The sequence below is a fragment of the Cellulophaga baltica genome, from assembly GCF_900102165.1.
GTDB lineage: Bacteria > Bacteroidota > Bacteroidia > Flavobacteriales > Flavobacteriaceae > Cellulophaga > Cellulophaga baltica.
The window spans coordinates 94712-111698 of the sequence record NZ_FNBD01000009.1 but is presented as its reverse complement, the minus strand read 5'-3'; the positions used below and the strand labels follow the sequence as shown (position 1 = coordinate 111698).

Annotated in this window: 12 protein-coding genes; 8 read left to right on the top strand and 4 right to left on the bottom strand. The window is 36.4% G+C overall.

Features of this window, described 5'->3' with window-relative positions; genetic code table 11:
• Positions 1 to 205 precede the first annotated feature (205 nt).
• The 8 genes from BLQ19_RS15655 to BLQ19_RS15620 are packed head-to-tail and all read left to right on the top strand — an operon-like array spanning position 206 to position 11290.
• Positions 206 to 1510 (top strand): sulfatase family protein, encoded by a 1305-nt coding sequence (locus BLQ19_RS15655; RefSeq protein ID WP_074538964.1) that lies wholly within the window; start codon positions 206 to 208, stop codon positions 1508 to 1510.
• Position 1511: 1 nt separating this feature from the next.
• The gene (locus BLQ19_RS15650) at positions 1512 to 2903 is read left to right on the top strand and encodes a glycoside hydrolase family 28 protein (protein ID WP_074538989.1); all 1392 of its coding nucleotides are present in this window, start codon (positions 1512 to 1514) and stop codon (positions 2901 to 2903) included.
• A gap of 2 nt (positions 2904 to 2905) precedes the next feature.
• Positions 2906 to 4756, top strand: coding sequence for a sulfatase-like hydrolase/transferase (locus tag BLQ19_RS15645; RefSeq protein WP_074538963.1), 1851 nt, complete (start codon positions 2906 to 2908; stop codon positions 4754 to 4756).
• 19 nt (positions 4757 to 4775) lie between these two features.
• A complete protein-coding gene (locus BLQ19_RS15640) occupies positions 4776 to 5669 on the top strand; it encodes a family 16 glycosylhydrolase (RefSeq protein WP_074538988.1) in 894 nt (297 codons plus the stop codon).
• Position 5670: 1 nt separating this feature from the next.
• Complete coding sequence (locus BLQ19_RS15635) at positions 5671 to 7050, top strand: glycoside hydrolase family 28 protein (protein ID WP_074538962.1); 1380 nt, start codon at positions 5671 to 5673, stop codon at positions 7048 to 7050.
• An 8-nt stretch (positions 7051 to 7058) separates the two neighbouring features.
• The gene (locus BLQ19_RS15630; protein ID WP_074538961.1) at positions 7059 to 8309 is read left to right on the top strand and encodes a glycoside hydrolase family 117 protein; all 1251 of its coding nucleotides are present in this window, start codon (positions 7059 to 7061) and stop codon (positions 8307 to 8309) included.
• Positions 8309 to 9865, top strand: a complete 1557-nt coding sequence (locus tag BLQ19_RS15625) for a sulfatase family protein (protein WP_074538960.1) — start codon at positions 8309 to 8311, stop codon at positions 9863 to 9865. The genes BLQ19_RS15630 and BLQ19_RS15625 overlap by 1 nt, the downstream gene beginning before the upstream one ends.
• Positions 9866 to 9892: 27 nt before the next feature.
• Positions 9893 to 11290, top strand: coding sequence for an SGNH/GDSL hydrolase family protein (locus BLQ19_RS15620; RefSeq protein WP_074538959.1), 1398 nt, complete (start codon positions 9893 to 9895; stop codon positions 11288 to 11290).
• An 89-nt stretch (positions 11291 to 11379) separates the two neighbouring features.
• Here BLQ19_RS15620 and BLQ19_RS15615 read toward each other — a convergent pair whose 3' ends face one another.
• The 4 genes from BLQ19_RS15615 to BLQ19_RS15600 all read right to left on the bottom strand — a co-directional run bounded on the left by BLQ19_RS15615 (position 11380) and on the right by BLQ19_RS15600 (position 16942).
• On the bottom strand, positions 11380 to 12891 hold the full coding sequence (locus tag BLQ19_RS15615) for an alpha-L-fucosidase (RefSeq protein WP_074538958.1): 1512 nt from the start codon (positions 12889 to 12891) through the stop codon (positions 11380 to 11382).
• A gap of 20 nt (positions 12892 to 12911) precedes the next feature.
• A complete protein-coding gene (locus BLQ19_RS15610; RefSeq protein ID WP_074538957.1) occupies positions 12912 to 14480 on the bottom strand; it encodes an alpha-L-fucosidase in 1569 nt (522 codons plus the stop codon).
• Between the two features lie 77 nt (positions 14481 to 14557).
• On the bottom strand, positions 14558 to 16069 hold the full coding sequence (locus tag BLQ19_RS15605; RefSeq protein WP_074538956.1) for a sulfatase family protein: 1512 nt from the start codon (positions 16067 to 16069) through the stop codon (positions 14558 to 14560).
• Between the two features lie 33 nt (positions 16070 to 16102).
• Entirely contained in the window at positions 16103 to 16942 is an 840-nt protein-coding gene (locus BLQ19_RS15600; protein WP_083332261.1) for a LamG domain-containing protein, read from the bottom strand.
• Positions 16943 to 16987: the final 45 nt, after the last annotated feature.

Genomic DNA, 16987 nt, shown 5'->3' with positions numbered 1-16987 from the left:
AAGCAGATTCTTTCAATTTCACTCTTTTATAGGGAATTCTCTCCCTATTTACTATACAAATAAATCATTTATGGTAGTATAATAGCTATCACTTACCCTTCTCCTATAGATCTATTTCTACTTTTATTTTTCATAAAACGGTTATTTTTTATTTAGATTTTTGAGCACTAAACTGAATGTATAGATAGCCTTAATACAATGAAAAATGAAATTAAGATTTCTAATGTTCTTCCTAAGTTTTGGATATACATTAACCAGCTTTGCGCAATTAAATATTTTATTCATAGAATCTGATGATCAAAGTAATCAAACAGTTGGTGCCTATGGAAATAAGGCTATAAGTACCCCAAATATTGATGCTCTAGCAAAAGAAGGCACTTCATTTTCGGCTGCCTACAATATGGGTTGTTGGTCTCCCGCCGTGTGCATACCAAGTAGAACCATGCTTATTTATGGAAAATACTTATGGAAATCTCAAGAAATAAATAAAAAAAATGCCCCAAAATCTTTACCAGAGAAATTACAAGACCATGGGTATTATACCTATATGACAGGGAAATGGCACGCCATGGGAAAAAATGTAAAAGAGATTTTTAATGAAACGGGAAGCATACAACCTGGACAATTGAAAACCTATAATTCGGAAGGAGGCCATATTACAGATATTACGGCTAACGAGGCTATTGACTTCCTCAAAGGGTATAAAAACGACAAGCCCTTTTTTGCCTACGTAGCTTTTAATGCTCCCCATGTTCCCAGACAAACGGAGCAAAAATATTATGACATGTATCCTGCGGGTGAAGTCTTGCTACCACCGAGTGTTGTGGATAGCACTCCACTAAATACAAACGTAAAATATCAGTATACCAATAATCCGCTACGATCTAAAACCATGCAACAACGCGTGCAACAAAACAATGCTATGGTTACTCATATGGATGATCGTATAGGAGCTATTATTAATACTTTAAAAGAACAAAAGCTCTATGACCGTACATTGATTGTCTTTACTTCTGATCACGGAATTAATTTTGGTGAAAATGGTGTAGCGGGTAAGGTTTGCCTCTATGAACCAAGTGTTACCGCTCCTCTAATTATAAAAGCTCCAAGTATTACTCCAAACAGTAAAATTTCATCTCGCGTTTATCTGCAAGATGTGGTTCCTACCCTATTTGATTTGTTAGACCTTGAAGTAAACGAGCCAACAGATTTTGAAAGTTTAGTACCGCTCTTAACCCAAACAGGAAAAGCCAGAACCTCTATTTATTTAGCCATGTTTGACGATCAACGAGGTATCATTTCTGAAGACAACAAACTAATAGTTTACCCTAAAACAGGAATCTTAGAATTGTATGATTTAAAAAAAGACCCTTGGGAAACAAAAAATCTTATTACTAAAAAGAAATCAAAATCTACTATCATTAGTCTTTTGAGCCAACTGAAAGAGTGGCAATTACAAACCGAAGATGAAACAGATTTAGCCGAAATCTATTCAAAATATGAACAATAACATGAAACAGTTTCTGCTTTTACTACTTCTTGGTTTTACTCTTATTTCAAACGCTAGTGACTATAATGTATTGAACTATGGTGCAAAAGCAGACGGAATTACTAAAGATACCAAAGCCGTGCAGGCTGCTATTGATGCTTGTACTAAAAACGGAGGGGGAAACGTGATTATCCCTGCCGGTAAAACCGTTGTCATAGGCACTATTTACCTAAAAGACTTTGTAACCCTTTATATAGAAAATGGAGCTGTCTTATTAGGTAGTCCGGACATAGAAGATTATACCACAGACACGCATAAAAATACGTATAAGAACGAGCCGCATATGGATCGTTGCTTGATTTTTGCGCGGGAAGCAAAATCCTTTGCGATTAAAGGTTTAGGAACCATAGATGCCAATGGACATCCAAAATATTTCACGAAAGAAAAAGGTGGCCGCCCTATGATGATGCGCTTTCTTAATTGCTCCAATATTCAATTAAAAGAAGTAACCCTTTTAAATCCTGCCGCATGGACCTCAGCATGGTTGTATTGTGATCAAATTGTGGTAGATGGTATAAAAATTATCAGCCGGGTTAACAATAATGGAGACGGACTAGATTTTGACGGTTGTACAAATGTACGTGTGGCCAATTCTTCTTTTGACACTAGTGACGATTCAATTTGTTTACAAACCTCTAGACCCGATAAACCCTGTAAAAACATTGTAATTACCAATTGTGTTTTTACCAGCAAATGGGCTGCTATGCGTATTAGCTTGGCATCTAGAGGAAATTTTGAATCGATAACCGTTAGCAATTGCACCTTTCATGACATTCAAGATTCGGGTTTAAAAATACAAATGAACGAAGGTGGCGAAATGAAAAACATGATTTTCTCCAATATTGTAATGAAGAATGTACCCAGACCAATTTTTTTGACCTTTTGCCAGCAACGAGCAGGAGTAGATACTCCAGAAACTATGTTCCCGATGATGGCCATGCATAGCTTTTCATTCAACCATATGATTATTGACAACAGAGAACTGGATAAAAATTCGGTCATTTTTTTAACAGGAATGCCTAAAAATTACATCACAGACATTCAGTTAAACAACATACAAATGACAGTAGCAGGTGGTGGAACACAAGTAGATTCCGATAAAAAAGATATTAAAGAATTTACGTTAGAAACGCTTGATGGTTGGTGGCCAGAATTTAGTAAAGTAGGCACATTACCAGCTTCTGGCGTTTATGCCAGACATATTGACGGTTTATACATCAACAATTTTCAACTTACTACCATTTCTGATGATAAACGCAAACCAATAGTTTTAGATGATGTTCTAAACTTTGATCTGAAATCTATTTTTTTAAATAGGAAAAAAATAATATCAAAAGAAATAAAACAGCATTAGAAATGAACTTTAAATCGATTGTTCTCATAGTTATATTATTTATTTCTAGTTGTCTGACAGCTCAGGATACACCCAACATTGTTTGGATTGTTTCTGAGGACAACTCCAAACATTACATGAAGCTTTTTAATGCACATGGGGTGAGCACCCCTAATATTGAAAAACTAGCCCAAAACGGAATCCAATTTAACCGCGCTTTTTCAAATGCCGCGGTCTGCAGTGCAGCTAGGTCTAGTATTATCACCGGAGTTTACGGTCCTAAAGTAGCAACACATTATCATAGATCTGAACAAAAAGTAACACTCCCAGAAAATATAAAAATGTTTCCCGAATATCTACGTGAAGTCGGTTACTATACCACCAATAATGCTAAGGAAGATTATAATATTATTAAATATGATATGGTTTGGGACGATTCTTCCAATAAGGCAAGTTGGAGAAACAGAAAAAAAGGACAACCCTTTTTTCATGTGTTTAATATTGGAACTACTCATGAAGGGCAACTACATTTTTCTGAAAAGGATGTTGATTCTATAAGAACGAAAACAAATATTGAGACCGTCTTCGTACAACCTAATCATCCTCAAACAAAAATATTTAAATATACGAATGCCCGATATCTCGATTTAATCAGTAAAATGGACCAGCAAGTTGGGGAAGTCATCAAGCAATTAAAAGATGACCATCTGTTAGAGAACACCATTATTTTCTATTACGGAGATCATGGTGGGGTTTTACCTAATAGCAAAGGCTATTTAAAAGAAACTGGTTTACATGTTCCGCTAGTGGTCTATATTCCAGAAAAGTTTAAAAATCTATCTTCTTTTAAAGCCGGCACCTCCACAAATACCTTTGTTAGCTTTGTAGATTTCAGTGCTACCGTTTTAAATGTAGCAGGAGTAAAAGTACCTAAAACTATAGACGGCGTTCCTTTTCTAGGCAGAAACGTTTCTAAACATACGCTTCAAAATAAAGAAACTTTTGGCTATGCCGATCGGTTTGATGAAAAGTATGATATGGTTAGAAGTGTACGTATAGGCAACTTAAAGTACATCCGGAATTTTCAGCCTTTTAATGTAGATGGTTTAATGAATAATTACCGGTATAAACAACTAGCCTATAGCGAATGGAAACTATTGTTTGATAAGGGGCAACTAAACGAAATACAAGCTAGCTTTTTTAAACCGAAAGCTCCTGAAGAAGTTTATGATGTTGAAAAAGATCCTTTTGAAACTAATAATTTAGCGCATGATGCTGCGTATCATAAAGAGTTACTAAAATTAAGGAAAAGCTTAAATTCTTGGATAAAATCAATGCCCGACCTTTCATTTTTTCCAGAGCACCTCATCATAGAAAAAGCATTTACTAACCCTATTGCCTTTGGAACAGCCCACAAGAAAGACATTTCGAAATATTTAAAAATCGCCAATTTACAACTTCTCCCTTTTGATGAGGCGAAACCAAAATTATTGAAATATTTAGATTCTTCTGATGAACTAGAACGCTACTGGGCATTGATAAGCTGTTCTAGTTTTGGACTAAAGGCTAGCGAATTATCTGATAAAATTGAAGCGCTTATGACTTCTGATACTTTATTAATTAACCGTATGCGAGCAGCAGAATTTTTAGGTATTACCGGTTTAAAAGATAGTTCTGATGCCTTAACAAACCTTTTGTATCAATCTAACAATGAAAAAGAAGCGCTATTGCTCCTCAATACTATTGTACTGCAACAAGATTATTATAAAAACTATCAATTTTCTGTTCAAAGTACATTGATAAACAAGGCTGTTCTTAAAAACAAACTAATTCAAGAAAGGCTCAAATATCTTAATCATGAATTACCGTATTAAAACCATAAAATCAATACCTATGAAATCAATTCTAAACAAACTAAAAATTACGCTACTTACTAGTTGCCTATTCGCAGCCGGTACGGTCTTCGCACAAAAAGCACCACATTTTAACAAAGGTGAAGATCCAAAACCTTCTTCAAAGCAGTGGAAACTAATAAAAAACATGTCAGACGAATTTGATGGGAAGAAAGTGGATGAACATAAATGGCAGATTTCTGGACAAGGTTGGATTGGTCGAGCTCCAGGACTATTCCAAGCAGAAAATATAAAAGTAGATAAGGGTAGCTTAAAAATCACCACCAAACTACTCCCACAACCCATAATGAAACAGGGTAAAGAATTTACACATGGTGGAGGTTATGTCGGTTCAAAAAACGCCATGACCTATGGTTATTATGAATGTAAAATGAAAGCTAATAAAACCTTTATGTCTTCTACATTCTGGATGATTAATGAATCTAGAGAATTAGAAGGTTGTGATAAAAGAACGGTAGAATTAGACATACAAGAGTGTGTGGGCCAAATTACCAATGATGCAGCGTGGATGAAATATTTTGATCAATCTATGAATTCAAATACCCACAGTAGAAATATTCCTGAAGGTTGTGATTATGAAAAAGGCTCAAATAAAAGTAAAGGAGATACTGGAGGAAAAGTATACGATGATTTTCACGTGTATGGTGTTTGGTGGAAATCTAAAGATGAAGTTCTATTCTTTTTAGATGGCGAGTTTCAATCAAAGGTTACACCACCTGCAGATTATGACATAGAAATGTATTTAAGAATGGTTGTAGAAACATATGACTGGAACCCTGTACCCGAAAATGGAGGCATGAACCTCTCTGAAGAAGATAGAACTACCTCTTACAATTGGGTACGATCTTGGGAATTAGTTGATCGTAAAAATTAGTATGAAAAATATAATTGTTTATAGTATAACCTCATTGGTTATAGCGCTGTTTTTTTTAGGAGCAATGGTTTCTTTTAGTCCGAAGCCAAAGATTTACGACATAAAAAACTTTGGCGCCAAGGGCGATGGTATAACCATCAATACAAAAGCTATTCAGAAAGCTATTGATAAATGCTCAAAAAATGGTGGTGGAATTGTGCTCCTCAGAGAGGGCATTTTTAGCAGTGGTACGATTCTTTTAAAAGATAATGTCACCCTTCAAATTGATGAAAATGCTAAACTTATGGGCAGTGCCAACCCACAAGATTATCAAAGTATAGATACTTTTATAGATGCTACGGGCCAAGAACGTGGCACCTGTCTAATTGGTGCAATGGGTGCCAAAAATATTGGTATTTCTGGTACCGGAAGTATTGACGGAAATGGCGCAGCCTTTCTTGCAAAAAATCTTGCTATAAAAAAGAAAGCTTTAGGTATCTCGGGAGAAGACACATTTGGAGGTAATCGTCCTTTTTTATTACGTTTTGTAAAAACCACTCAGATTACCCTAAAAAATATTCATATACGAGAAGCCGCAGCTTGGGCCTGTCATTTTTTTCAATCCAGTAATATTCTTATAGACAATGTATCCATCTATAATCATGCAAATAGAAATAATGATGGTATAGATTTAGATTCTAGTCATGATATTGTAATTAAAAATTGTACTATCAATTCTGGCGATGATGCTATTTGTATAAAATCTACGAGTCCACTACCTACCTACAATGTAAAAGTTTCTAATTGCACCTTAAGGAGTGATTGGGGAGCTATTAAGTTTGGAACGGAATCTATGGGCGATTTCTATAATATTGATATCCGCGATTGTACAATTGAAGATACCAAAGGAGGGGGCATAAAAATATTAAGTGTAGATGGCGCTAATATTCATGACGTACTCATAGAAAATATAGAAATGAATCAGGTAGACATGCCCATTTTTGTGCGTTTAGGAGAGCGTTTAAGAACCTATAGGACCACCAGCAAACAAGCAGTAGGATCTATTAAAGATGTTGTTATCAGAAATATAAAAGCAACTACTAGAGGTTTAGATAGCTCCAGGGTTTCACCTCCCTCTGGAATTTTGATTACAGGAACTCCCAAATACAAAATAGGGTCGTTAACACTAGATCATATTTCTATTGATTTGCCTGGTGGAGGAAAAGCTGCCGACATTATTCAAGTTCCAGAAGACGAAACGCGGTATCCGGAATTCAGCTTTTTTAAAGTGTTACCAGCCTATGGTTTATATGCAAGGCATATAAAAGAATTAAAAATTAACGACCTAAAGTTCAAAACCACTACAGCAGACCAACGATCTGAAATAGTAGTTATAGAATAATTCAAATTATGAAAAAACAACAGCTTATTTTGCCTCTTGTAGGGCTACTCCTTTTAGTATCCCATACAGCTACTTCTCAGAGTTTTCCTTTCAAATTACCCAAAGAAAAACCCAACCAACCTCTTAGTGCCGCAATGAATCGCAACTACGAGAATTACACAGCACCACGACCAGAAGACAATGAGTTATACACACAATTTAAGTATACTGAAATCAAAGGCTTAGATTACAGCAATCATGATGGTACCATTACGCGTAGAGACCCGTCTAAAGTAATCTTTGAAAACGGAAAATATTATGTATGGTATACCCATAGAGAAACTCCTACACCACCAAAAGGTGCCAAATCGGCTACTGAAACTATCCCCTCTGCTGATTGGGATTTAGCAGAAATATGGTATGCCACGAGCATTGATGGTTTTACATGGGAAGAGCAAGGTGTCGCCATTCCAAGACCACCAAAACCAAATTTAGGACATCGGTCTGTAGCTACTGCAGATATTCTTAAATGGAAAAACAAGTATTATATGTATTACCAAGGCTTTAGTGAAGCCAGTGGCTTACGAGGAGATGATTGCCCAGTATTGATGTCTTATGCTAATTCTCCTGATGGACCTTGGACTGCAACCAATACAATTGTTATTCCCAATGGACCTAAAGATACTTGGGATCAATATTCTATTCATGATCCTTACCCTTTGGTGTATAATGATAAAATATACTTGTATTATAAATCTGATTTTGATGGTAAGCCAAACTTGGTAAGAATGCAAGGTTTGGCAACAGCCGATAACCCCTATGGGCCCTTTACAAAAAACCCTTTGAATCCTGTCTTAACCTCTGGGCATGAAACTACCTTGTTTCCATTCAAAGAAGGAATAGCCGCACTTACCATACGAGATGGCAACGAACATAATACCATACAGTTTGCTAAAGATGGGGTAAACTTTGAAATAGCAGCACTGGTAGAATTAATGCCAGCAGCCGCTGGGCCTTTTATTCCTGATGCTTTTACCAATACAAAAGATGGAAGAGGTATTACTTGGGGCTTGTCCCATTTTACCAATGCCACTACGTGGGATAAAAATCATGCTATTTTAGTGCGGTTCGACTGTGATTTGAGTCAAGACTTAGAGGATCCTCAGATGAAAAAGCACCATGTATACCACAAGCCTGAATTTTATTATAAGCAGGGATTAAATAAAGAGCAACAAGAACGTATTCGTTTGCAAAATGAAGCATTACAACAGAAACACTAATGAAAATATCAGGTCTATTTTTTAAATTCATAGGGTTATTTTTTATCCTTAATGTATCTACCTCTTGTTTTGGACAAAGAAAAAAAAGTATACCCAATGTCTTGGTCATTTATACGGATGACCATCGATATTCAGGCATTCATGCATTAGGAGGCATGGAGGTTCAAACTCCAAATATGGATGCTTTAGCTAAAAACGGAGTGGTATTCACTAATACGTACTTAATGGGTGCTTTTACAGGAGCTACCTGCGTAGCTAGTAGAGCTATGCTTTTAACAGGAACCAATGTATTTCAATTACAAGGGGCCGGTCATACCATTCCAGAAAAAAATACGACCATTGGCGAAACTTTCAAAAATGTAGGATACAATACCCATATTATTGGAAAATGGCATCAAGACGGTGCTTCTTTAAAGCGAAGTTTTACCTCTGGTGATAAGATAATGGGTAAGGGAGTTTACCTCGTAGATCATTTTAGAATGCCTTTCTACGATTGGGATAAAGCCGGTGAATTTAAAAAAGAAGATGCTTATTTATTAGTGTATGATGAGCAAGGAAAAATAGTCAAAGCACCAATTCCCAATGATGCTCAAAGAGGACCTACAGGAACAGAAAAAAATGGCCCACATACTTCTGAGGTTTTTGCTAATGAAGCCGCTTCATATTTTAAATCCTATAAAAGCAAAAAACCATTCCTAATGTATTTGGCTTTTCATGCCCCACATGATCCGCGCCAAGCACCACAAGCTTTTAAAGACCTTTATGATATTGATAACATTCAATTACCACCCTCTTATATGGTACAACATCCGTTTGATAACGGCCATATGTTTTTACGGGATGAACAATTGGCTCCTTGGCCAAGAACTCCACTGGTCGCCAAAAAACAGCTAGCAGATTATTACGCCATCATTACCCATTTAGATGCACAAATAGGCAAAGTTATTACGGCATTAAAAGAAAGTGGACAGTATGAAAATACTCTTATAGTTTTATCTGGAGACAGTGGCTTGGCAGTCGGCAACCATGGGTTGATGGGCAAACAAAACATTTATGATGAAGATGGTGTTCATGTGCCGCTAATATTTTCCGGTAACCTCATCAAGAATAAAGGAGCGCGTTATGATGGTTTTGCCTATATCCATGATATTTTCCCAACTATCTGCGATTTCACCAATGTAAAAGCACCAAATACTGTTTCAGGCAAAAGTCTATTACCTATTATAAATAATGAAGTTACAGCTATTAGAGATTACACCTACCATGCTTACCGACAATTTCAAAGAGCCTACAGAAAAGGTGATTACAAACTGATAGAGTATGTTCGTGCTAAAGATTTTTCTAAAAAGGATGGCGAGACAGAAGCAGGCTCAAAAGTTACACAGTTATTTCATATTAAAACAGACCCATGGGAAACACAAAACTTATCTTTCTTTCCTGAACACAGAGCTCTGCTTACTCTAATGCGTAACGAGATGAAATCCAAGGCTACGGAGTTAGGTGATAAAAAAGAAAATATTGAAGGCGAAAAATATGATTTTTGGGATTTTTATTAACTACAAACCAACCTATTAAATTAAAAAATGAGAAACTCTAAACGAGTAATAAAACGTGATAGTAGCTTATTTCTAGTCCTATTTATTGGTTTGGCATTTGCGTTACAAGGACAAAAAAACATTACGCTTCACGCAAAAGATAAAATTAGTTTTATTGGCAGTGGTATTACACAAGACGGCAGATATCATATGATCCTGCAATCTTATTTAACCACCCGATATCCAGATTTAGCCTTAGAAGTTTATAATAATGGTATTTCAGGTGATGTTGCTGATGGGGTTCTTTACAGGTTTGAAAAAGATATTCTTGCATTAAAGCCAGATTACGCCTTCTTGATGTTAGGTATGAATGATATACAAAGACAGCTGTATGCAGAAGGGATTGACGTTACCCAAGAGACACTAAATAAACGAGAAGAAGCATTAGCACACTACTATCAACAGACAACACATATCGTAGCTTTATTAAAAGAGCATGATATAAAACCCATTTTTCTCACACCTACCATTTATGATCAAACGGCAAAAATAGATCAAGTTAATGATGTTGGTTGTAATGAAGCTTTGGCCAAATGTGCTGCCCATATTAGAATGTTAGCCCTTGAAAACAAGGCCCCACTAGTTAATTTCTATGATTATTTAAACGAAATAAATCATACAGCACAACAAAAGGATAGCACTTATACTATTGTTGGTCCTGATAGAATTCATCCTGGAGATTTAGGGCATTTTGCTATGGCCACTAAAATAATTACTTCGGTATTAGATTCCGGAAAATTGTCTGCTATACAAATTAATGCTGCGTCAAATAAAATAGAATTAGCAACAAATTGTAGCATCAGCAAACTCGTAAGTAAAAGAAAGAACATTAAATTTGATGTTATACAAGAGGCACTCCCCTTCCCTATTGCTGATAGGTTTAAAGAGCAAGAAACTATTTTAGCTCCATTAGCTATTAATGAAGAAACTTTGACGGTTAAAGGCTTAAAACAAGGCAACTATCAATTGCATATAGACTCTTTCATGATAGGCGAATTCTCTGCGACCTCTCTAGCATCAGGAATAGATTTATCGGTATATAAAAATACTCCTCAATACCTACAAGCACTAGAGGTCTTTAAACTGTGTGAAGCCTACCATAAGATATATGGCAGATTACGAATCATTGCACTTATTGAATACAAAAACTTAAAAGATTATACCGGTCCTGATACTACTGAAGGTAAGCGAATATACTTAGATCAAGAGCTAGAGAAACAACGCGAAAAAAGCTGGCATTCCTATTTAGTGAAAATGTGTAATGCCTATTTTGAAGAAAAGCCTAACGAGAAAGCACTTTGGAAACAATTGACGACCATAAGAAATCATATTCAAGATAAAAGTCAGTCAAAAACACATACGTATCTATTACATAAGACCAAATAGTTCACTAATTACTGCGCATTTCAGTGTTTTAACGAGCAAAGGCTTTCAGTTTGAAAGCCTTTGCTCGTTATTTTCTATAAAAACAATAATTACTCAAATTCAATTTTTAGTCCGATTACATGGAAGTCAGGTAGCTTTTTTGGCTTCTTAATAATCAAAGCTTCTTTCTTTACCTTCCATTCTAAGACTTCATCACTTCCTAGCAGTGTAATAGAATGTATCTTTTGTGTATTCAGCTTAGCCGATTTTCCAAGCGATTTTATAGCGATATCTCTCGTGGGCTGTTCTAAGCAAAATGCATACATTAAATGATTTCCCTTTTTGGTAAATCGGATATCATCTTCATCATAGGTAATGTTCTTTTCATTAAATTTAGCTGTCTTTACCGTTACTGATTGCGCTGGTCGTTCTCCAAAAACTTTCCAAGGGCGTGTACCGTAAATACCTTCACCATTAATGGCAATCCAATTCCCTATTTCTTCTAAAGTTTTTAATAAATCTGGCTCTACATCGCCTTCTGGAGTTTGAACAATATTGATTAGTAAGTTTCCATTTTTACTTACAATATCACATAACATCTGAATGGTATAAGTCGCTGTTTTGTATTCTTGGCCAGTTCTGTAATACCAATCGCCAATAGAAGTATCTGTTTGCCATGGATGCGGATTGATCTCATCCATTACCCCACGTTCCATATCTTGCACCCACTTACCACCTGAAGGCTCTTTACAGTTGTAAATCGCCTCTAAAACACCATTATTAGCAGCTAAGTTTGTATTGTAAAAATTAGCGATCATTGCGCGTCCAGTATCACCAAATGGCATCTTACTGTCTGAATAGAGTAAATCTGGCTTGTATGTATTAACTACTTCATTAATACTCGCTAACCACTCTTTCTGCATCTCTTTGTTCGTTGTCATCCATTCCGTATCCCCTTCAGCCGTGTTTTGGTGGTATAGCTCTTTATTATCAGGATTTGCGCCATCATAAGAGACTCCTTTATACGCTCCATTTTTATCTGCTCCGTGACTAGGCTGAAACCAAGTATAGCTCGCCCCTAAATGCTCGGAAATACCAAATTTTAAACCTTCCTTTTTTGCTGCTTCTTGCCAAAGGCCAACAATATCTTTCTTAGGCCCCATTTTTAAAGAATTCCAATCGTGTATTTTCGAATCCCACAAGAAGAAATTATCGTGATGTGTCCCCATACTCACAAAGTACTTGGCCCCTGCTTTCTTATATAATGCCATTAAAGCCTCTGGATTGAACCTTTCTGCTTTCCATAAAGGAATAATATCTTTATACCCAAATTCTGATGGGTGCCCGTAGTGCTCTAGGTGATATTTATAAACATCACTACCTTCTTGGTACATTTTCTTCGCATACCAATCTCCTTGCCTTGGCACCGCTTGAGGCCCCCAATGTGACCATATGCCAAATTTTGCATCCCGAAACCAATCTGGAAATTGATACGTTTCTAAGGAAGCATCGGTTGCCTTAAAGGGTCCTGGTGCTATAGCCCAATTTTCTTGAGCTTGGCTAAAATTCGTTGTCCCTAGTATACCGATAAGCACTAGTACTAAAATGGAATGTTTTTTCATGATTCAGTTTTTAGTTTCATTTATTCTACATGAGCATCTACATCACCTCCAATGTTGTTCTCAACATACCCTTCTAATTGAATTTTATAAGCGTGCGCATATTTCGTAGGTACCTTTTTAGGCGCTTGTAGCACTAAACCACGCTCATCTCTTGTCCACTTTATTTTCTCGTCACTTCCTAAAAGAGAAATATGTTCTATTTTGGAATTTAGAACTCCTATTTGTGTAGATAATGATGTTACGATGAGTTCCTCTTTTGGGGTATCCAATACAATTACATAAAACTCTTTGTCAGATTTTTTAGTAAATCTGATATCGGTATTCTTATACTCAATCTTAAATTTCTCTACTTTATGTCCTCCTTCAGGTAACCTTGTTGGTCCTTCTCCAAATATTGTCCAAGGTCTTGTTCCATAGATAGCCTCTCCGTTAATAGCTAACCATCCGCCCATTTCAATTAATAGATTTTTCATTTCCTGCGGAATAGAACCATCTGGATTAGGTGGTACATTTAAAAGCATTAATCCGTTTTTTGAAACGATGTCTACTAGAATATCTACAAGTTCATTTGGAGTTTTAAATTTTGCATTTGGTCTGTAAAACCAAGCACCCGGAGAAGTGTCTGTTAGCCATGTTGATGATTTTGGTTGGTTGGGCCTGCCACGTTCGTAATCTTTAACCGCTACACTTTCAGGAAACGTAGACTCTTTATAAGAAACTACAACCTCCTTGTTCCATTCTATTCCCTTATTATAATAATAGGCTAAAAATTGTAGTCTAGACTCTTCCGTCATATTTTCTAGCCACCAATCAAACCAAATTAAATCTGGTTGATACACATCCATATATTCTTTGATCTTTGCCCACCAGTCTGCATAGAATTGCTCATCTGGAGTTTTAGAATCTAAGTCATGAGGATTGGTATACAAATCATAATCTTTAGGATCTACACCTCCATATTGATGTGCTGGAGCAAAATACTGCCAGGTAAAAGCGTGGTGAAAAGAGGCCATAAATTTTAGACCTGTAGCTTCAATCTCTTTCTTTAATGCTGCCGAAGGATCAATACCACCGTAATTTTTTGAATTCCATCTAGTGCTCTTACTATCCCACATGGCAAAGTTATCATGATGCATAGCAACCGGTCCTGCAAATTTAGCTCCCGATTTAAAGAATAAATCTGCCCATTCCTTTGCATCAAATGCCGTAGGTTTGAATTGTTCTATGATTTGTTTGTAGCCATGCTTTGCAGGGTCACCATATTTCTTAGAGCGATGTAGAAAGTTCGTTGTAGGCTTCCCATTCTTGGTAGGAACTTTTTTACCATCTTCATACATTTTCATTCCATGCCAACCTGCATAAAATTTCTCAGGGTCTGATCCTTCAAAAGCAGAAGATACAGGACCCCAGTGTGCATAAATTCCGAATTTAGCATCTTGGAACCAGTTAGGTGATGCATTTACCTTTTCAAGAGATTCCCAGGTTTCTTCAAAATGTTTAACGTCTTTAGTAGCTGAAGCGTTTTCTTTTTGACCATAACTAAGCGAAAGGGCCAGTGATAGGCAAAGTGTTAAATTAAATTTTATCATTTTCAATAATTGGTTTATTTGCAGTATGGCTATTGTTGCATTCTAAAAAACTAGCATTATTCACTAGAAGAATGTTGCTATATTTTTGTCTTTGTTCCCGCTGCTCTTGTTTCATTATATGTAGAAAACAAATGCTTAACTTTTGATTTATAGTTAGGATTATGAATCAAATTTTGACGCTCGTTCTCCTCACTATTCTCTTTCAAATTGAATAGCGCTATTGGTTTTCGAGTAGTATCTGTTTTATCCTTTTTATCAAAAGCTATAATTAATTTATACCCATCTTCTACAATCATAACCTCTCTACCTGTACCAGATTGATTCATTAAATATGGGTGTACTTCCTTTGAATTTTCACCTAGTAGAATAGGTAATAAATTAGCGGAATCATACGCTTGGTTTTCTGCAATTTCTTGGTTTGTAATTGCCGCAAGCGTTCCTAAAACATCTAATCCTAGTACGGGTACTTTAGACATAGTTCCTGCTTTAATTTTCCCAGGCCATGATGCAATAAAGGGTACTCTTTGTCCGCCTTCATAAGCTTGATTTTTTCCTCCTCTATAAATATCATTAGATTGGTGCCCTGAACTAATGGTTTCTTTACGGAGAAGGCCGCCATTATCAGAAGTAAATAGAATAATCGTATTCTCATAAATTCCTTTTTTCTTAAGCGTTTCAATTAACATAGCCATTTGCACATCCAATTCTTTTACAAGATCTAGGTGATGAGAAGGCGTTGTTTCGGCTATTTTAACCGCATTAAGTTCACGCGAAGGCGTATGCGGTAAATGCACTGCAAGAGAGCAGTAGTACATAAAGAAGGGTTGATCTTCTGTACTGTTCTCGATAAAATCTAAAGCTTTATTCACTAGTAAAGGTCCCATATTGTGCGGATCCCAAGCGGTGTCTCCCAAACCCTCATCCTTATCTAATTTAACCCCAAGCTTGGTCATATTTTCTTGAGAGATATATCCTATTTCTGAGTTTGGTGTTAATGGCATCCATTTTTCATTCTCATATACGGCATACGGTACATTCTGAATTCCGGCAGGAAATGTTAGACTATAATCAAATCCGTTTTGAATAGGTCCTTTTCCTGCAATCTGACGAATGTCTACATCAAGTTCTATATGTTTTCTAGGAGCTACATAAATTTTCGTGGGATCATCTTTTCTAAAAAAATCCATTCCGAATCCCCATTTTCCAAAAAACGCTGTGCGGTATCCGGCACTCTTCATGAGCTTTCCAAGGGTTAATTGATCTGGGCCAATTGGCGATGGTTGGTACGCTCCCCAAACCCCCCATGGGGCATAACTACGGTAGCAATTATTGCCCGTCATGATTGCATATCTTGAAGGAGCGCAAAGCGCTGCAGGTGAATGAGCATCCGTAAAAACCATACCTTCTTTTGCCAATTGATCTAAAGCGGGTGTTTCTACTATTATGGCATCAGAATGCATCTTTCGGTAATAAGAAACATCTCCTATACCTATATCATCTGCCAAAACCACAATCACATTTGGTTTTTGTTGCGCAGTTAATACTGCTGAAACACCTATAAAGCAAGCGGTAACTAAAAGCTTTTTCATCGTCTGTTATTAAAATTCATAATCTGTTCTTATCTATTTTAACTCCCATGTTCTAACCCATTCATATTGGGTCGTACGTTCTTCCAAAGTACCATGCGTTACTAAACCTCCATCATCAGGAATAGGATTCCAATCATATGTTTCTATAGCCGTATGAATATATGCAGGCACATTCCATGCTACCGTAGGGTTTAAAGTGTAGGTATATGTACCATCTAGATAAAACAAAATTTCTGTATCAGATTTCCACCAAGCACCATAGACATAGAAGCGTTCATGGTTTTTTGTTTCTGGTGTAAATTGCTGCTGTACCCTTTTAGCTTCAGGGTTGCAAGTAGTTTTACGGTGTATGGCATCTGCATGAAAAATTTGATCCCATTTTTGTGCCCAAACTTCTGTTTTATCAGTAGTTCTGCCCACACATTCTTGAATGTCTAATTCTAATTTTTGCTCACAATCATACTTACTCATCAGCCAAAAAGTAGAAGACATAACTGTTTTATTAGCTTTCATCTTAGCCTCATAATAATACCCAACTTTTCCAGGGTTTAAAGATCTAACGATACCTCCTTGATAGGTGAATACTTTACCTTTAGTAGTGACTGGTTGATCTAATTTGCCTACCGTAACATTTAACTTCCCATCTTTTACAGCAACATTACTAGCTTTAAATAGTGCAGGTGGCCTACCATCCCATACCCAATCATTGCCAATAGGTTCTTTTTGCCATTTGGTTGTATCTAGAATATCTTGATCAAATTCATCCGATAATTCTGGTACTAGCACCCATTTTTTATTTTTCGAGACCTCGGGAGTCTGGCCATAAAAAACACTACTTACCAAAAGAAAAGCGATACCTGTGAAAATTCTCATTGTCCTAAATTTGAGTTTTATGATTACCGGAGTATTACTCTCAAA